At 32.9% G+C, this 19,574-nt stretch carries 12 protein-coding genes; 10 read left to right on the forward strand and 2 right to left on the reverse strand.

Annotation, left to right across the window (positions count from 1 at the left end; all coding sequences use genetic code 11):
- Positions 1-5 precede the first annotated feature (5 nt).
- From Q0845_RS20500 to Q0845_RS20515, 4 genes are all read left to right on the forward strand, one after another.
- Positions 6-2,372 carry a transglycosylase domain-containing protein gene (locus Q0845_RS20500; RefSeq protein ID WP_298517156.1) on the forward strand — a complete coding sequence of 789 codons (2,367 nt, stop codon included), beginning with the start codon at positions 6-8 and terminating at the stop codon, positions 2,370-2,372.
- Positions 2,373-2,436: 64 nt separating this feature from the next.
- Entirely contained in the window at positions 2,437-3,135 is a 699-nt protein-coding gene (locus tag Q0845_RS20505; protein ID WP_298517158.1) for a CoA transferase subunit A, read from the forward strand.
- 232 nt (positions 3,136-3,367) lie between these two features.
- Positions 3,368-4,024: a CoA transferase subunit B gene (locus Q0845_RS20510; protein WP_298517160.1), complete on the forward strand. Its 657-nt coding sequence runs from the start codon at positions 3,368-3,370 to the stop codon at positions 4,022-4,024.
- A gap of 293 nt (positions 4,025-4,317) precedes the next feature.
- Positions 4,318-6,546 (forward strand): M43 family zinc metalloprotease, encoded by a 2,229-nt coding sequence (locus Q0845_RS20515; protein ID WP_298517162.1) that lies wholly within the window; start codon positions 4,318-4,320, stop codon positions 6,544-6,546.
- A gap of 77 nt (positions 6,547-6,623) precedes the next feature.
- Here Q0845_RS20515 and Q0845_RS20520 read toward each other — a convergent pair whose 3' ends face one another.
- Both Q0845_RS20520 and Q0845_RS20525 read right to left on the reverse strand, forming a co-directional pair.
- Positions 6,624-6,872 carry a hypothetical protein gene (locus Q0845_RS20520; protein ID WP_298517164.1) on the reverse strand — a complete coding sequence of 83 codons (249 nt, stop codon included), beginning with the start codon at positions 6,870-6,872 and terminating at the stop codon, positions 6,624-6,626.
- Between the two features lie 257 nt (positions 6,873-7,129).
- On the reverse strand, positions 7,130-7,819 hold the full coding sequence (locus tag Q0845_RS20525; protein ID WP_298517166.1) for an AraC family transcriptional regulator: 690 nt from the start codon (positions 7,817-7,819) through the stop codon (positions 7,130-7,132).
- Positions 7,820-8,652: 833 nt separating this feature from the next.
- Here Q0845_RS20525 and Q0845_RS20530 point away from each other — a divergent pair.
- The 6 genes from Q0845_RS20530 to Q0845_RS20555 all read left to right on the forward strand — a co-directional run bounded on the left by Q0845_RS20530 (position 8,653) and on the right by Q0845_RS20555 (position 19,574).
- Positions 8,653-10,332 (forward strand): AraC family transcriptional regulator, encoded by a 1,680-nt coding sequence (locus Q0845_RS20530; protein ID WP_298517168.1) that lies wholly within the window; start codon positions 8,653-8,655, stop codon positions 10,330-10,332.
- A 114-nt stretch (positions 10,333-10,446) separates the two neighbouring features.
- Positions 10,447-10,668, forward strand: coding sequence for a hypothetical protein (locus Q0845_RS20535; RefSeq protein WP_298517170.1), 222 nt, complete (start codon positions 10,447-10,449; stop codon positions 10,666-10,668).
- A gap of 13 nt (positions 10,669-10,681) precedes the next feature.
- On the forward strand, positions 10,682-12,370 hold the full coding sequence (locus Q0845_RS20540) for a S8 family serine peptidase (protein WP_298517172.1): 1,689 nt from the start codon (positions 10,682-10,684) through the stop codon (positions 12,368-12,370).
- A gap of 27 nt (positions 12,371-12,397) precedes the next feature.
- Entirely contained in the window at positions 12,398-14,071 is a 1,674-nt protein-coding gene (locus Q0845_RS20545) for a S8 family serine peptidase (RefSeq protein ID WP_298517174.1), read from the forward strand.
- 27 nt (positions 14,072-14,098) lie between these two features.
- Positions 14,099-15,781 (forward strand): S8 family serine peptidase, encoded by a 1,683-nt coding sequence (locus tag Q0845_RS20550; RefSeq protein WP_298517176.1) that lies wholly within the window; start codon positions 14,099-14,101, stop codon positions 15,779-15,781.
- Positions 15,782-16,052: 271 nt separating this feature from the next.
- The gene (locus Q0845_RS20555; protein ID WP_298517178.1) at positions 16,053-19,574 is read left to right on the forward strand and encodes a reprolysin-like metallopeptidase; all 3,522 of its coding nucleotides are present in this window, start codon (positions 16,053-16,055) and stop codon (positions 19,572-19,574) included.

Below are 19,574 nucleotides of genomic sequence, written 5' to 3' on the forward strand. Positions count from 1 at the left end.
TTGAAATGGCAAAAAAGCAAGTCAAAAAGAAAGAAAAAAAACCTAGTAAATTTAGAAAGTTCGTCAAATGGTTTTGGATTTTATTTGCAAGTGGAATTGCAGGTATCTTCTTATTATTTTTATTAGCTTCTTGGGGATTTTTAGGAGAAATGCCGTCTTTTGAAATCTTAGAAAATCCGCAAACAAACTTAGCATCACAAGTAATTTCTGCTGATGGAAAAGTACTCGGAAAATATTACTTAAAAGATAACAGAACGCCTGTTGATTATAAAGAATTACCTAAAGATTTGGTGAATGCATTAATTGCAACCGAAGATGCACGTTTCCACGATCATTCTGGAATTGATGTACGCGGAACTATAAGAGCATTTGCATATTTAGGAAGCAAAGGTGGAGCAAGTACCATTTCGCAACAATTAGCACGTCAATTATTTGTGGGTGTTCGATCAAGAAATATCTTCCAAGCAGGAACACAAAAAATCAAAGAATGGGTCATTGCCACACGTTTAGAACGTCAGTATACCAAAGAAGAAATCGTTGCCATGTATTTCAATATCTACGATTTTGGAAACAATGCAGATGGAATTCGTTCTGCGGCACGTATTTACTTCGGAAAAGAACCTAAAGACTTAAAACTTGAAGAATCTGCCATGTTGGTAGGAATGTTTAAAAACTCGTCTTTATACAATCCAAGAAGATGGCCAAAAAAGGTGAAGAAAAGAAGAGATGTTGTATTGGCACAAATGCACAAATACGAATACATTTCAAAACAATTAAAAGATTCGCTACAAAAATTACCATTAGCGTTAAACTATACTCCAGAATCGCATAATGAAGGTTTGGGAACGTATTTTAGAGAACACTTAAAAGGATTCTTGAAAAAGTGGATCAAAGACAATCCTAAAAATGAAAATGGTGATGAATACAATATTTATCTCGATGGATTAAAAATATACACAACAATCGATTCGCGCATGCAAAGATATGCCGAAGAAGCTGTGGAAGCACATATGAGAAAGCTTCAGGCAGAATTCTATCATCAAAACACAAAAAAGCGTAATAAAAATGCGCCATTTGGTGTAGATGTAGAACAAAACACGATTGATAACTTAATGGATAGAACCATAGAAAATTCTGAGCGTTGGAAAATCATGAAAAGAGAAGGAAAATCTGAAAAGGAAATTCTTGCTTCATTCGATCGAAAAACACCAATGACTGTATTTTCATGGAAACACAAAAACGAGCGCATTGATACCATCATGACGCCGCGAGATTCTATATTATATTCGAAATTCTTTTTACGCGCTAGTTTTATGTCGTTAGAGCCACAATCTGGACAAGTAAAAGCTTGGGTTGGAGGAATTAATTACAGAAACTTCAAATATGACATGGTGCGACAAGGAGCACGTCAAATTGGTTCTACATTTAAACCTTTTGTATATGCTACTGCCATTGACCAATTGCACTTATCGCCTTGTGATTCTATGCCAAATGGACCGTACTGTATAGAAGAAGGGAAATATGGATTGTTAGAACCTTGGTGTCCAAAAAACTCAGATGGAAAATACGAAGGCATGCGTACACTAAAAGGTGCGTTGGCAAGTTCTGTAAATACCGTAACAGCACGTTTAATGGACAAAGTAGGTCCTGTAAATGTGCGTTCGTTAGCACAACGATTAGGCGTAGAAGCCGAAATACAAGAAGTGCCATCGATTGCGTTAGGAACACCTGATATTTCTTTATATGAAATGTTGGGCGCATATGGAACTTTTGTAAACAAAGGTGTTTATGTAAAACCTGTAATTGTTACACGTATTGAAGACAAAAACGGAACTATTTTATACGAGTTTGTACCAGAAACCAAAGATGTATTGAGTGAAGAAGTTGCCTATACGGTTGTAAACTTAATGGAAGGTGTAACCCAAAGTGGTTCAGGAAGGAGGTTGCGTCATAAAGGAATGGAAAAAAATCATGTTTACAAAGATATAATGACAGGATATCCGTATGAATTTAAAAATCCAATAGCAGGAAAAACAGGAACTACTCAAAACAATAGTGATGGTTGGTTTATTGGAATGGTTCCAAATTTAATTTCAGGAGCTTGGGTTGGTGGAGAAGACCGTCAAATTCGTTTTGCATCTACAACATATGGTCAAGGAGCATCGATGGCATTGCCAATTTGGGCGGTATTTATGAAAAAATGCTATGCAGACAAATCATTATCAGTATCGAAAGACAAATTTCCAAAACCAGATGAAGATGATATGACCATCAATGTCGATTGTTCGAAAGTAACTGCTACAAAAGGCGATTCAAAAGACGATGAACCTGATGATGACAAACTAGATGGTATTGATTTCGATTTGCCTTAAATTATTCTGAAAAAACAGAAACATCTTTTAAAAATTTCGTAATTTTCAGTCAAAATAATGGTTGATGATTAATAAAAAGATAAATTCAGTAGAAGAAGCAGTCGCAGGCGTTACAGATAATATGACGCTTATGTTGGGAGGTTTTGGGCTGTGTGGAATTCCTGAAAATGCAATTGCAGAATTGGTAAAGCTTGGCGCAAAGAATCTTACGTGTATTTCAAACAATGCAGGTGTCGACGATTTTGGTCTTGGTTTATTACTACAGCAACGTCAAATTAAAAAAATGATTTCCTCGTATGTAGGAGAAAATGATGAATTTGAACGTCAAATGTTATCAGGAGAATTAGATGTAGAACTCACACCACAAGGAACACTTGCCGAAAAATGTAGAGCTGCGCAAGCAGGATTTCCTGCATTTTATACACCAGCAGGATACGGAACAGAAGTAGCCGAAGGAAAAGAATCAAGAGAATTTAACGGAAAAATGTACATCTTAGAAAAGGCTTTCGAAGCAGATTTTGCTTTTGTAAAAGCTTGGAAAGGTGATGAAGCTGGGAATTTAATTTTTAAAGGAACCGCTCGAAACTTCAATCCATGTATGTGTGGTGCCGCAAAAATTACCGTGGCTGAGGTAGAAGAATTGGTGCCTGCAGGCGAATTAGATCCAAATCAAATTCATATTCCAGGAATATTTGTACAGCGAATTTTTCAAGGAGCACACTATGAAAAAAGAATCGAACAAAGAACCGTAAGACAAAGATAATTGGAAGATTTGAAGATGTTTTAATTTGAAAATTATCTTTCATAAAACATATGCGGAACGATAAGGAAAATATAATTGTAAAGCTAACTTTTGACTTTTCCATCAAAATAATCAGTAAGATTATTGTCACCTCCAAAAAAAGATAATGAGGTGGCTTGAAGAAAATAGTTTAGACTCATAACAAAAAAACATTGTCAAATTCACAAATTAGTGAATTATCAAATTAAAAAATATGCTGGATAAAAATGGAATCGCGAAAAGAATCGCAAGAGAAGTAAAAGACGGTTACTTTGTAAATTTAGGAATCGGAATTCCTACGTTGGTTGCTAATTTTGTTAGAGAAGATATAGAAGTAGAATTTCAAAGTGAAAATGGCGTCTTAGGAATGGGACCTTTTCCATTTGAAGGAGAAGAAGATGCAGATATCATCAATGCAGGAAAACAAACCATAACGACCTTACCTGGTGCAAGTTTTTTTGACTCCGCTTTGAGCTTTGCAATGATTCGAGGGAAGCATGTAGACTTAACAATTCTTGGAGCTATGGAAGTTTCAGAAAATGGAGATATTGCCAATTGGAAAATCCCAGGAAAAATGGTAAAAGGAATGGGCGGCGCTATGGATTTAGTGGCTTCTGCAGAAAATATCATTGTAGCTATGATGCATACCAATAAAAGAGGCGCTTCTAAGATTTTAAAAAAATGTACCTTACCGATTACAGGTTTGGGTTGTGTTAAAAAAATAGTCACAAACCTAGCTGTTTTAGATGTGACACCAGAAGGATTTCAACTCATAGAAAGAGCTCCAGGTGTATCTGTAGAGGAAATTAAAAATGCTACCGAAGGAAACTTAATCATAAAAGGTGAAATTCCTGAAATGAAGATCGCGTAATTTGTAAATAATATAAAATAACATACCTAAAAATGCCATATTCTTAAAAATGTGGCATTTTTTTTATGAATTTATCAAAAATTAGATTCATTCTACATAGTCTACAATTCCTATGGGTAATTTACAGATTATCAGCTAATTATAAAATAGATAATTCGTACATAAACTCGAAAATTTTCGCGTATTTCATCGAAAAAATATGTGTTTTAACGGATAATTCATAAAATTTTAACATATTTGATGCGTTTTTGACACTATGTTAAAAACAATTGGCTAATCAAATACTTAATTTTATGAAAAAACAAATTACTCTACTCTTATTGAGTTTTTTATTTGTAGGAACGATCTTCGCGCAAGATCGTGAATGCGCAACGATGGATAACTTAGAACATCGACAACAACTTGATCCGCAATTAGAACAGCGAATGCAAGAAATTGAAGATTTTACAAGACAGCGTATTCAACAGAATGGAACGCAAGAAAGTATTTCAGGAAATGTTATTACTATTCCAGTAGTAGTGCATGTACTGTACACAAATTCTACGAATAACATTAGTGTGGCGCAAATTCAGTCGCAAATGGATGTTATTAATGAAGATTTTAGAAGAACAAATCCTGATGCTGATAATAGATGGTCACAAGCTGCAGATACTGAAATTCAATTCTGCTTAGCAACAGTTGATCCTAATGGAAATGCTACGACAGGAATTACAAGAAAATCTACGACTAGAGTAGATTGGGGAACTAATGACGCTATGAAAAGCTCGTCTCAAGGAGGAGTGAATCCATGGAATACTTCAGAATACTTAAATATGTGGGTTGTACCACAAATGACAAGTGGAGGAAGAACTATTTTAGGATATGCTCAATTCCCAGGAGGAAGTGCAGCAACTGATGGAGTTGTAATGGCATATAATTATTTTGGAAGAGTTGGAAATGTTTCTGCACCATTTGATGGAGGAAGAACTACAACGCACGAAATAGGACACTATTTAAATTTAAGACATATTTGGGGAGATGCTAACTGTGGAAATGACTTCGTATCTGATACACCAACACAACAAGCTCCTTCTAGTGGATGTCCAACAAACAATGTTTCTTGTGGATCTACAGATATGGTTGAAAACTATATGGATTACTCAAACGATTCATGTATGAACTTATTTACGCAAGGACAAAAAGCGCGTATGCGTGCTGTCTTAGACGTTGGAGGTTTTAGAAGAAGTTTAGCTTTATCTGACAAATGTGGTTCTACACCGCCACCGCCACCAACATGTAATGATGGAATTCAAAATGGAGACGAAACAGGCGTTGACTGTGGAGGTTCATCTTGTGCACCATGTCAATCAGGTTGCTCAGACAACGAAGTAACTTTAACAATTACATTTGACAATTATCCAGAAGAAACTTCTTGGTCTCTTGTAACTGACGGAGGAACTACAGTAGCTTCTGATAGCTATTCTACGGCAAACCCAGATGGTTCTACAGTTACAGAAACATTATGTTTACCAAACGATTGCTATACATTTGTAATTAATGATGCATACGGAGACGGAATTTGCTGTTCTTTCGGAAATGGATCATATACTTTAACAGGACCTGACGGACAAATTAAGTCTGGAGGAAGTTTTGGATCGTCTGAAACAACAGACTTCTGTTTAGGAAGCACACCACCACCAGCACCAACATGTGACGATGGAATTCAAAATGGAGATGAAACAGGCGTTGACTGTGGAGGTTCATCTTGTGCACCATGTCAAACTGGAGGAACTACATTATTACACGAAGGATTCTTTGAAACGGGTCTTGACGGATGGCAAGATGGAGGAAGCGATTGTTTCCGTTACAGCGGATCTCGCTCATTTGAAGGGTCGTACTCAATGCGTTTACGTGACAACTCAGGAACTGCATCTGCAATGACCTCTGAAACATTTGACTTACGTGGATTTGATCAAGTAGAATTTAAGTTCTATTTCTATCCAAACTCTATGGAAAATGGAGAAGATTTCTGGGTACGTTACTACAATGGATCTTCTTGGAGTACGGTAGCAACCTATGCTAGTGGAACTAACTTCAACAACGGAACATTCTACTCAGCTACGGTTACTTTAAATAGCTCTGATGTTAACTTTGCTTCTAACGCAAGATTTAGAGTACAGTGTGATGCAAGTGCTAATGCAGATCAAGTATATATTGATCAAGTAACTATTACAGGTATTAGTGGTGCTAGAGCAATAAGAAGTGCTGGTAATGGAATACAAGCATTACGTTCTGGACCACAAGGATCAGTTAGTGGAGATTACTTAATCACGCCAACGGTAACACGTGGAGATATCACAGTGAACTTGGCAAGCTATAACATTAACTCTTCATACAGAATCTTGAATTTACTAGGTCAAACTGTAAAAGCAGGAACATTAAAAGATGGAAGATTAAATGTAGCAGAACTTAAGTCTGGTGTATATATGCTAGAAGTAAGTGATGAAGAAGAGAAGATTATTCAGAAATTCGTAAAACAATAACCCTGACTTCTATATACACTTTATAAAGTGAAAAACTCCCAAGTGAAAGCTTGGGAGTTTTTTTGTTTTTAAATTTATTATTCAATAGGCACACAGGCATGTATATGTCCGTTTTCGTCAAGGCAAAACGAATAATCTGATAGTCGTGGCGGATTTGTAGGTGGAGGAAGAGGTGCGCAATCAATTTGTGTATCTCCTGGAGCACAAATTTGAACGGTATTACATGTAAATTCAAATGTAATCGGGTCTTTCCCTCCAAATAGATTATTAAGATTAGAAATAGATTCTTTTTTTAGTTGTAAACTATTGATATTCTTTTTCTTCATAACTTATATATTTTGAGTTTATAATTACTCAAACCTAGAGACATTTTATCATCAAAAAAAGAAAGACAAACTGTGATTATCGAATTGCTGATTCTAATTTTTTTATCTAAATCATTACATATCAAATAACAAAAGCGGCCTTACTACCTATAGCAAGTACCGCTTTGTTCAACTAAAAAACAGCGTTACCTAAAGATTCCCCAATCCAACGTGATACTTCTATCATTGCTGTTTTTTAGTTTAATAATCAACCTAACTTATTTTAAAGGAGCTTGTTTCAAAAAATCTGAAACGCTTTCTCCTGTTTTTCTTTGAAATGCTTTAGAGAACGATTCTCTATTGCTAAAACCTGCTTCTTGTGCCATGGCATGCATGGTATAATTTCTATAGTCACGATGTTGTTTAAGTCTTTCAATACTATACTGAACTCGTAAATCATTGATATAATTTCGAAACGATTTCAGTTTGTACGTATTAATCACTTTCGATAAATATTTTGTATTCGTTTGAAGCTTCTTTGCAAACTCATACAGTGTAATCTTAGGATTCAAAAATCCTCTTTCTTGTTCAAATACTTTCAAATTTTCTAATATCGCATCAATCACCACGGGATCAATATCTAGCGTATTATCTTTTGCTACTTCACTATTACTCTCATCGGATTTTTGATTCTTTTCCAACAGAGAAACAATCTTTTCCAAGCGCTTATCGCCACGCTTATTCAATAAACATAACAGTCCAAAAAGTATGACTAAGAACAGTAGAACACCAATGAGTATAAAATACTTCAGTTCAAAAGCTTCTTGTTTCTCTAGCAATGTTGCAATCAACTTTTCTTTCTGTTCCAGCAATGCTAAACTATCTGTTTGCGTCATTTTTTTAGGTACTGATAACTCTTGGATACTCTTATAAGCTTTCTTATTTTCACTTCCGTAGATGGCTCCCATGTTCAAAAAACAAACACATATCATTAGTATATTTTTATATATCAACTTCATGGCAATTCTATTTTTTTAAGTATTGAAGTGATTTAAACTTTTTCTTATGACTGCAAATTCATCTTGTTTTACCCTGATTTTGACTTTTTTTCGTAACGTAGCTATGGCTATGTTGCTCAAAAAAAGCTTCATCAGGTCAAAAAATCTTTAATTTTCGTTACAAAACAAAAAGTTTAAATCACTTCATTGATTCTTCTTTAATTCCTTCATCAACTTTGTTTCTATTGTGATTGGTTGATAGTGTCTTCACAATGACAATAAAAATGAGTGGAGCAATACAAATTCCTAATACGATTTTCAATTTGATGACGTGCATTATAGTCTTTATCCAATTCGGATATTGTTCCATATAATTCTTTGCTTTGTCTACAATCAGTCAATTTTGATTTCCAATACTTCCGTATTGTCTATGTTGATCAGGTGTAAGATTTATGGTTTGTACCAGTCAGCACACTTTGAATACCTTATAAATGTGTATCAAGGGTTGTTAATTCTTCCTCCGTAAACTCAATGCTAATTAAATTTTCTAATGCCATACTATTTTTATTAAAGGTTATACTTTATGTTATAAATCTGAGTTGTAGTGATGAGCAGTTTTTTTATTTATTAGGATTTCGCTTGTTAAAATTAAAACTGTTATTTTAGCAATCAGATTTTTTTTGATGGTGTAAATGTATGTTTCAAAACCCTGTAAATCAAGAACTGTATTTCTAGATTCCGTGAAATGAGAATCTATTTTCCTAGAAATGAGAATAAATAATAATAAATATAACTTATTGAAAATGAATGATATGTTTAAATTTTGCTCCATTATTATATTATATTGTTCATTTTCTTTACTAGGGTATGCCCAAACTTCTCTAAAAGATACATTAGAAGGAAAAAATTTTGAAGAGTTGAAGAAAATTTTTTATCACAATAAAAATTTAGGTAAAACTGAAACAGGAAAAGAAGTGGCTTTATACACATTATCTAAAGCAAGATCTTTAAAAAATAAAAAAGCTATTGCAAATAGTTTTATTCGTTTGTGTAGAGTTTCATATTATGACCTAGAATTAGCTTTGAAGTATACAGATAGTTGTATCTTATATGCAATGGAGTATAAATTAGAAAAACAATTAGCCTCAGGTCAATTTTATAGAGGATTAGTTTTATTCAAGTTAGGTAGATATGGTGCTTCTTTAAAAAGTTATTTAAAAGCTAATAAATATTATCATGATAAAGGTACTGAAACGAGTTATGTCTTAAGTCATAATATAGCTTTACTCAAATTAAAAATAGGCTCTCCTAGACAAGCATTAAGTATTTTTAAGAAAAATTTAAAATATTATGATGAGCAAGGAAATTTCGGTGATCTCTATCTGAATACTCTTTATGGTTTAAGTATTGCGTATATCGCAAATAATAAGAAAGATTCAGCTTCAATTGTTAATAAAAAAGGCTATAAGCTAGCAAAAAAAATAAAGAGCTTTAGTCATCTATATTTTACTCAGGCTGAAGGAGCATTGCAATATAGAAAAGGTAATTTTATAGAAGCTAAAGATAGTTTATTAAAATCGATACCTTTTTTGAAATCTAATAAAGATTACTCAAATTTGGCTATAACATACTATTATCTTGGTTCAATTTCTAAAGTAGAAGAAACTAAAGTTAAATATTACAAGAAAGTTGACAGTATATTTAAATTTAAAAAATACATTATTCCACAGCCAAGAAAAGCTTACGAAGGATTAATTAATTATTATAAGAAAAAGGGAGATATAAAAAATCAACTCTATTATATGGATAGATTACTAGTTGTCGATACTATTATTAATAGGGAATATCGTAATGTTTCTAGAACTTTTCATTATGAGTATGATACTCCAAGATTAATTGCGAATAAAGAAATATTAATTTCTGAGTTAAATAAAAAAAATAAAGATTTTAAATATGGGATTTATATTTTAGTTGCGGCTTTAATATTAGTTTTAGTATTATTGACTTCTATTTACAGGAGAAAAAAATCTAATGAGAAAAAGTTTAGAGAAATAATCTCTTCTTTAAAAGAAAAATCTCTTAATCAAGACCTAAATAAGACTAAGGGAAAAAAGAGAGTGATTCCTATTGATAATAAAACACTAAATCATATACTAAATGGGCTTGATGAATTTGAAAAAAATAAAACTTTTTTAACCCCTAAACTAACATTAAGCTCATTTGCAAAGAAATTAGAGACAAATACAAAGTATTTATCAATAGTAATTAATGACTATAAATCTCAAACTTTTAAAAATTACATTAATAATTTGAGAATAGAATATATAGTTGATGAACTATATAATAATCATATTCTAAGAAATTATACAATAAATGCTATAGCAATAGAAGCCGGTTTTTCTAGTACAGAATCTTTTACTAGAGCGTTTAGTAAGAAAACAGGATTAAATGTGTCTTATTTTTTAAAAAAGATAAAGTCTTGATAGTTAGTGACTTTTGTTTTTTTTATTTCTCTTTTCACGGAAAGTAGAAATGCATTTCTTTATTTTAAACTAAGAAGAGACTACTTTTGAATCAAATTAAAATATCAAATTAAGATGAAAAAAATTAAATTTTTAAAACTAGGAAAAGTTAAAATTGCAAATGTAAACGATACAAATAAAGTGTTTGGAGGAGGTCAAACGGATTTCTGTGATACAGATAGTTGTAAAAAAGATCAATGTCTTGAGCCAACTCAAACCGGTCCTACATCTAATAACGAGGATGTATGTACAGGAAGTATTCTTAATTGTATAACTAGGGACGATCAAACCTGTTAACAAATAGAATTATATGTCATTTAAAGAAAAAGTACAGGTACTTATTTTATTATTGTCAAGTTTTTTTTTGATAGACTCTTGTATTTGTACAGTTGCTGCTATACAAAAAGATATAGTTTCTTTTGAGAGAAAGAAAGAGCTTGTGGGAAAAGAAAAAATGAATTGGCATTTTAAAGATGTTTTCAAGGACTCCATTCCTGGTATTAATCTTCAAATGGCATATAATTTTTTAAAAAGAAAAAAGGGAGATACAATTATTGTGGCTGTCATCGATACTGAATTAGATCTTGTTCAAGATGATATGAAAAACCAAATTTGGATAAACAAAAATGAAATTCCAAACAACAATATTGATGATGATAATAACGGTTATATAGATGATATTCATGGTTGGAATTATGTAGGAAGTAAAAAGGGAGACAAGGCTCCCTATAGTCATTTTGAGTATGTGAGAATTATAAAAAAATATGATACTCTGTTTAAAAACATGACTTCTATACAAGAAGTTTCAAAAAATAAACAAGATGAATTTAAAGTTTATCAAAAAGCATATTCTCAATACAATGAGAAACTAAAAACTGTCAGCAGCGATATTGAAAAATTTGATATTGCGATAAATCGTTATATAGAAGGTGAGAATATCCTAAAATCATATCTTCCTAATATTAAGGAACCATATGATAAAGTACGATTAGATTCTTTGAAAAAAACACTAAAAAACGAGGAAGAAATAGAAAAACTACAACACTTAATAGTTTATAAAAAATATAGTCATAGGTTAAGTTCTATAAGAAACAGAAGAGAATTGCTTTCAGAAATAATTGAGTACAAATTGAATTTTGATTTTAAAGAACGCTATCTAACAAATGATAATACTGATGATTTAGATGATTTTCCTTATGGAAATAATAATGTTCAGGGTGTAAGAAAATTTAGTCATGCAACTAAAATGTCTTCAATAATTGCTGCAGAAAGAAATGATACCTCAGTAGAAGGGATTAATGATAAAGTAAAAATAATGCCTTTGAGTATTTCAGTATTAGGAAATGAACACGATAAAGATATTACATTAGCGATTCGATATGCGGTAGATAATGGGGCAAAAATTATCAATATGAGTATTGGAAAGGATTTCTCTTTACATCCAGAATGGGTATATGACGCAATAAAATATGCTGAAGAGCACAATGTTTTAATTGTAACTTCCGCAGGAAATGATAGTTATAATTTGGATACAATTGAAAACTACCCAAATGATACTAAAAATAATGGTGTTGAGTTTGTCAAAAACTTTATTAAAGTAGGAAATACATCATATAGATTAAATTTAAAGTTAATAAATAGCTTTTCAAACTATGGAAAGGAAGAAGTAGATATATTTGCTCCAGGAACAAGGATTTCATGTTTAAGTAGAAGAGGTGAAACTACAGATTCTGGAACTTCTTTGTCTTCTGCTGTTGTAAGTGGAGTTGCAAGCTTACTTTTTTCATATTACCCAAACTTAACCGCAGCAGAAGTAAAACAGATTATCATGGAATCGGGTGTATCATATAATATCATGGTCAACAAACCATCTACAAACAAAGAAAAAGAACTTGTTCCTTTCAGTTCCCTATCCAAATCAGGAAAAATAGTAAATGCTTATAATGCGTTACTTTTGGCAGAAGAAGTTTCTAAAAAGAAGCAAAAAAGAAAAAAGTAGCTTATCATTTTTCTAAAAACAATATCAGTGAAGCCAATACAACTTTTTGTTATTCTAAGTTCTTTCCTTATCATAGCTTGCACTTCTTCAAAGCTAATAGTACAAAAGCCATATATAATAACATCATCATTTGCCAAAAAACAAGCACTTACTCAACAGGAAAAACAGACATGGTATTATAAAGATATTATTAAGGATAGTATTGCAGGTATAAGTTTGAATAAAGCATATCAAGAATTGGAAAAGCTTCAAGCAAGTCCAGATACTGTTATAGTTGCAGTTCTTGATATGCGGATTCATAAAAATCATGAAGATATTAAGCAGTTTATTTGGGAAAATCCTAATGAAGTTCCTAATAATGGATTAGATGACGATAAAAATGGTTATATAGATGATATAAATGGTTGGAATTTCCTTGGAAACTCAAAAGGAGATCAAGTGTACAGAGCAAATTTTGAATATGTTAGAATCATGCGAAAATTTGATAAGAAATTCAAAAATAAACGTATTGATGAGGTAAAAGATACTATTAACTTCAAATTATATTTAAAAGCAAAGCAAGAATATTCAGAAGAGTTAGGATACGTAAAAAGAAGAATAAAGTTGTTAAATTATAAGAAAAGAAGAAAAATATTTTTGGATAAACAATTAGGGAAAAAATATTTAAATACTAAACTTACAATAGAAGTTCTACAAAATCTTAAACCAACTAGTAGCATTGTTGAGAAAAATATTCAAACACTTATTAGGTTAAAAAAAGATAGTATTAAAAATGTTGCTGATCTTGAATTAAGAAAGCGTTATTTAGATATTTATTTAAATCTTGATTTTGAAGAAAGAGAAATTATAGGAGACGATGTAAATGACATTAACGACACTCTTTATGGTAATAATAAAATTAGTGCAGATAACACAGATGGAGCGCATACACATGCTGTAAAAGTAGCAGGACTAATTGCAGCAAACAGAGATAATAACAAAGGAATAAGAGGAGTTACCAATCTAGTAAAAATTATGCCTATTGCAATATCGCCTTATGGAGATGAACAAGACAAAGATATAGCATTGGCAATTCGTTACGCTGTAGATAATGGTGCAAAAATAATCAATATTAGTTCGAGTAAATACTTTTCTTTACATCAAGATTGGGTCATGAAAGCTTTACAATATGCAGAAAAGAGAGATGTTTTAGTGGTGACTTCTGCAGGTAATGTAGGTTATAATTTGGATGAAATGCAAAATTATCCAGACGATACTGATAAAGGAAATACAGAAATTTTGAAAAACTTTATAAAAGTAGGGGCTTCAACTTATCAACTAGATGAAAATTTGGTTCATTACACTTCTAATTATGGAAGAGAGAGTGTTGATATTTTTGCTCCAGGTAAAAATGTTTATACTACTTATCCTAATAATACTTACGGATTTAGTAGTGGAACATCTTATTCAGCACCTATAGTATCTGGTATTGCTGCTTTGATTCGTTCTTACTATAGCGGTCTTTCTGCATCAGATGTTAAAAATATAATTTTAAATTCAGGAGTAGCTATCAATTGGAATGTCAATAAACCTCCAAATATAGATAACAAAGAATTGGTTCCTTTTAGTTCTCTATCCAAATCAGGAAAAATAGCAAATGCTTATAATGCGTTACTTTTGGCAGAAGAAGTTTCTAAAAAGAAGCAAAAAAGAAAAAAGTAACATGTAATTTTCCTAAAAACAACATCAGTGAAACCAATACAACTTCTTATCATTCTGGGCTCTTTCCTTATCATAGCTTGCACTTCTTCAAAGCAAATAGCGCAAAAGCCACATATAATAACATCAGCTTTTGCCAAAAAACAAGCGCTTACTCAAAAGGAAAAACAAAACTGGTATTTCAAAGATATTTTTGAAGATTCTATTCTTGGTGTAAGTTTAGAGAAAGCATATAAAAAACTTTTAAAGAATAAAAAATCCGATACTATTATAGTAGCTTTAATTGATACTGAATTGGATATAGATCACGAAGATTTAAAAGACCAAATCTGGACTAATAAAGATGAAATACCAAATAACAATATTGATGACGATAATAATGGATATATAGATGATATTCAAGGTTGGAATTATGCAAATACCAAAATTGGAGATGCAATTCCGAATTCTAGCTATTCGTACACAAGGATTATAAAAAAATATGATTCTTTATTCAAGAGAATGCCTTTGTCTAGCATTCCATCTAATCAGAAAAAATGGTTTCATGAATATTTGAGAGCACTTAAACGTTATGATAAAGAGAAAAAAACAAGACAAAAAAATATTGATAAATATAATAGAATTAATAGAAATTTTATCAAAGCAGATTCAGTATTAGCTAATTACTTTCCTAGAAAAAATTATACGATTGCACAATTGGATTCTTTAAAAGCAACAACTATGGATTCAATTCTAATATCGGAAATAAGCAATATGAAATCATTTTTAAAAGGTAGAGTTAGTAAAAAAAGAACTGACAGATATTTAAATAGAGAATTTAATGTATTAAATACTCTATTAAATTTAAGCTATAATGACAGGCAAATCCAAGGAGATAATATACACGATATTTTAGATATTGATTATGGAAACAATAATATTCAAGGGACTAAAAAAATACATCACGGAACTCAAGTTATGTCAATTTTAGCTGCATCTCGTAAAAATAATATAGGTATAGACGGAATAAGTAATTTAATCAGAATAATGCCAGTTAGTATATCTGTTTCTGGTGATGAGTTTGATAAAGATATTGCCTTAGCCATTCGGTATGCTGTAGATAATGGTGCTAAAATTATTAATATGAGTATTGGTAAGGAATTTTCAATGCATCCTAATTGGTTAAAAGAAGCGATACAATATGCCGAAAGTAAGGACGTGTTAATTGTATCTTCAGCTGGAAACAAAAGTTATGATTTAAGCAAAGAATTCGATTACCCTGATGACTATGACGAAAATGGTGAGTTTGCAAAAAACTTTATCAAGGTAGGAGCAAGCTCCTACAAGGCAGATTCTACAATGGTTTGGCTATCTTCAAATTACAGTCAAAAAAATGTTGATATTTTTGCTCCAGGACATAAAATTTATTGCCAAACAAGAAAACGATCCTCATATTATTCAGGTACATCTTATGCTTCTCCCATTGTAGCAGGAATTGCAGCTTTAATTCGTTCACACTATCCGAATTTATCTGCTATTGAAGTAAAAGAAATTATTTTAGCATCAGGTATTTCTTTTGATGTTGATGTAGTACAGCCTTATCCTTATGGAGAAAAACAACCTTCTGAGAAAATACCATTTAGCTCCCTATCCAAATCAGGAAAAATAGTCAACGCCTATAACGCACTTCTCATGGCAGAAGAAGTCTCTAAAAAGAAGAAACGAAAAAAGTAAATAAAAAAACTCCCAAGCTTATAAACTTGGGAGTTTTTTTATGCTCAAAATGTAAGTAGTTTATAAAAGTGCTTATTGCGTATTTTTCAATGAAAACCATAATTTTTATGTATTTCGTCGAAAAAATATGCTTTTAATCGTTGAATTGTTAAAAAATTAACAAATTTACATGTAAAATAAATACTACACAGATCTAGTAATGGCTAATCGTTTTAATTTCAATGTATTAGATTTTGTAGTAATTATAAAAACTTAACCTAACTCTTACATTATGAAAAAGAACCTACTTTTCATTGTCCTAGCGGCTATGCTACATTTTTCTATGGCACAAGCGCAAGGACGACAAAATTTTTGGTCTACTTCCCAAAAATCATTAAACAGTAATATTGTTGAACACAATAAAGATTTGCCCACAACAAAGGTGTTCGATTTAAATCTAGACGGTTTCAAAAGTGCTTTGCAAAATGCCCCGCAAAGAGATGGAACTAACAGCAATTCTAATATTGTACTTTCCTTTCCAAATGCGAAAGGAGAAATGGAACGTTTTCAAATTTTTGAAGCACCTGTATTACATCCAGATTTGGCAGCAAGATATCCAGGGATAAAATCGTATGCAGGACAAGGAATTGACAATCCTACAGCAGTAATCCGATTCAGTGTATCTCCTTTAGGAATACAAACTATGCGCTTATCTGCGTCGGAAAAAGCGGTATTTATTGAGCCAATTTCAAACGATCGTACTACCTATACGGTGTATGAAAGAGCAGACAGATCGGCTTCTTTATCTGATTTTGAATGTCAGGTAACAGATGATATGTCTTTAAATACTGAATCGACTACGGCACGCCCAAATGCAGATGATGGAACTCTAAGAACCTACAGATTAGCAGTATCTACCACAGGAGAATATACAGCATTCCACGGCGGAACAAAAGCTGGAGCATTGGCAGCTATCAATACAACCATGACACGTGTAAACGGTGTGTTTGAAAATGATTTTAATGTAACAATGGTTGTCATTGCAAATAATGACGATGTTATTTATACGAATGCGAGTACCGATCCATATTCTAATGGAAGCTTTAACAGTCAAGTACAAAATACATTGACAAGTGTTATTGGAGAAGCAAACTATGATGTTGGACATTTATTTGCCAGAGCTTCCGATAACGGAAATGCAGGATGTATAGGATGTGTATGTGTAAACAGACAAAAAGGAAGTGCATTTACATCAAGAAGCACACCTGTAGGAGATCCGTTTGATATTGATTATGTAGCGCATGAACTTGGACATCAATTTGGAGCAAACCATACATTTAGTTTTAGAAACGAAGGAACCAATGCACATTTTGAACCAGGAAGTGGTACTACAATTATGGGATATGCAGGAATTACAGGAGCTACGGATGTACAATCGAACAGTGATCCATATTTCCACTGGTTTTCTATTGAGCAAGTAACCAATTATGTAAAAAGTACTTCTTGTCAAACAAATACAGCTACAGGAAATGCGACGCCAACTGCCGATGCGGGATCAAACTATACAATTCCAAAAGGAACGCCATTTGTACTTACAGGAAATGGAACGGATGCAGACGGTGATAGCTTAACGTATTGTTGGGAACAATCGGATGAAAATAATGCAGCAACGACCTATCCAAGTGTGACAGGAACTTCTGGAGTTGCATTTCGTTCGTTTAATCCAACAACATCAACAAGTAGATACTTTCCAAGATTATCAACTATAAAAAGTGGTGCAACTTCTTGGCAATGGGAAGCTGTTCCGAATGTTGCCAGAACGCTAAATTTTAGATTGACAGTAAGAGATAACAGAGCAGGAGGAGCCGCAAATAATAGCGACGATATGGTGGTTACGGTAAACGGAACTGCTGGTCCATTTGTAGTCAATGCTCCAAACAGTGCTGTAACTTGGAATGCAGGAACGACACAAACAGTAACATGGAATGTTGCAGGAACTACCGGAAATGGAGTAAACGCAGCAAACGTGGATATTTTATTATCTACAGATGGTGGAGATACGTATCCAATCACGCTAGCTTCAAATGTAACGAACGATGGATCGCACGATATCGTGGTGCCAAACAATCAAGGAAGTCAAAATAGAATTATGGTAAAAGGATCAAATCATATCTTCTTTGATATTTCAAATGCAAACTTTACCATTGCTGGACAAGTAACTTGTAATGCAACAGTGCCAACAGGCGTAACAGTTTCTAGTATTACTGCTGCTGGAGCTTCCGTAAGTTGGGATGCTGTACAAGGAGCAACGTACGATGTGCGTTACCGTGCAACAGGAACAACTTCTTGGACTACAAATGCAGTAACAGGAACATCTACATCGCTTTCAGGATTAGCTGCAGCTACCGAATACGAAGTACAAGTACGTAGCAAATGTACAAGTGGTAACTCAGCATATTCAACATCTACAAACTTTACAACAACAAGTGTTCAATTGAATTATTGTGATTCTCAAAGTACCAATATCAATGATGAATATATTGGTCGAGTACAACTGAATACGATTGATAATTCTTCTGGAGGTCAGTTTTACACTGATTTTACATCAATTTCAACCGATGTGTCAAAATCACAAGCGTATACAATTACAGTAACGCCAACGTGGACAGGAACGGTATATAGTGAAGGATATTCGGTTTGGATAGATTACAATCAAGATGGTGATTTTACAGATGCAGGAGAACAAGTTTGGTCAAGAGCCGCAACAACAAATACTCCAGTAAGCGGAACATTTACAATTCCAAACTCAGCAACTGATGGAGCTACAAGAATGCGTGTATCAATGAAATATAACGGAATACCAACTTCTTGCGAAACATTCACTTACGGAGAAGTAGAAGATTATACAGTTGTTGTTGGAGCAGCCGGACCAGATACGCAAGCACCAAGCATACCAACAGGATTGTCAGCTTCTGGAACCACACAAACGGAAACTACTTTAAGTTGGACAGCTGCTACCGATAATGTAGGAGTAACAGGGTATGAAGTATTCCAAGATGGAGTAAGTATTGGAACAACTTCTGGAACATCACTAAATGTAACGGGACTTACAGAAGCTACAACCTATGCATTTACAGTACAAGCACAAGATGCTGCTGGAAATGTTTCTGCTTCAAGTGCTGCCTTAAATGTAACGACACTATCTGCGGCGACAGGAGTAACGTTAACGCTTAATTTTGATAACTATCCAGAAGAAACAAGTTGGGAAATACGCAATAGTAGCAATCAAATAGTAGCTTCTGGCGGAACGTACGGATCACAACCAGATGGTTCTACCTTAGTAATTAATCAAAACTTACCTGCGGGATGCTATAGTTTAATTGTGAGAGATAGTTACGGAGACGGAATGTGCTGTAGTTGGGGAACAGGTTCGTATTCATTAAATGAAGGATCAACGGTATTGGCTTCAGGAGCTTCTTTTGGAAGTTCTGAAACGAGTAATTTCTGTGTTGGTGGCGCTACAAGTAGAGGAGACAATCCTATAAGTAGTACTGTAGATGACACAGATGATACAATTGTATTTAACGTAACAATTTATCCGAATCCAGTACGAGGTAACGAAATTAAATTACTTCTAAAAGATCAAGGAATTCAACAAAGCACGTATGTAATTCGTGATTTAGTAGGAAGAAATGTAAAAGAAGGAGTGCTTGCAACTAAAACTATAAATGTTGCAAACTTACCTAGAGGAATCTATTTGATTCAAATAAGTAACGGCGATACTACAACCACTAAAAAACTCATTCGAGAATAA

It is taken from the genome of uncultured Kordia sp., assembly GCF_947489565.1.
Classification (GTDB): Bacteria; Bacteroidota; Bacteroidia; order Flavobacteriales; family Flavobacteriaceae; genus Kordia.

What these genes read in the sequence shown, in the direction of transcription:
- Q0845_RS20500 (WP_298517156.1), top strand. Translation starts at nt 6, where the DNA reads ATGGCAAAAAAGCAAGTCAAAAAGAAAGAAAAAAAACCTAGTAAATTT.
- Q0845_RS20505 (WP_298517158.1), top strand. Translation starts at nt 2,437, where the DNA reads ATGATTAATAAAAAGATAAATTCAGTAGAAGAAGCAGTCGCAGGCGTT.
- Q0845_RS20510 (WP_298517160.1), top strand. Translation starts at nt 3,368, where the DNA reads ATGCTGGATAAAAATGGAATCGCGAAAAGAATCGCAAGAGAAGTAAAA.
- Q0845_RS20515 (WP_298517162.1), top strand. Translation starts at nt 4,318, where the DNA reads ATGAAAAAACAAATTACTCTACTCTTATTGAGTTTTTTATTTGTAGGA.
- Q0845_RS20520 (WP_298517164.1), bottom strand. Translation starts at nt 6,872, where the DNA reads ATGAAGAAAAAGAATATCAATAGTTTACAACTAAAAAAAGAATCTATT.
- Q0845_RS20525 (WP_298517166.1), bottom strand. Translation starts at nt 7,819, where the DNA reads ATGGGAGCCATCTACGGAAGTGAAAATAAGAAAGCTTATAAGAGTATC.
- Q0845_RS20530 (WP_298517168.1), top strand. Translation starts at nt 8,653, where the DNA reads ATGAATGATATGTTTAAATTTTGCTCCATTATTATATTATATTGTTCA.
- Q0845_RS20535 (WP_298517170.1), top strand. Translation starts at nt 10,447, where the DNA reads ATGAAAAAAATTAAATTTTTAAAACTAGGAAAAGTTAAAATTGCAAAT.
- Q0845_RS20540 (WP_298517172.1), top strand. Translation starts at nt 10,682, where the DNA reads ATGTCATTTAAAGAAAAAGTACAGGTACTTATTTTATTATTGTCAAGT.
- Q0845_RS20555 (WP_298517178.1), top strand. Translation starts at nt 16,053, where the DNA reads ATGAAAAAGAACCTACTTTTCATTGTCCTAGCGGCTATGCTACATTTT.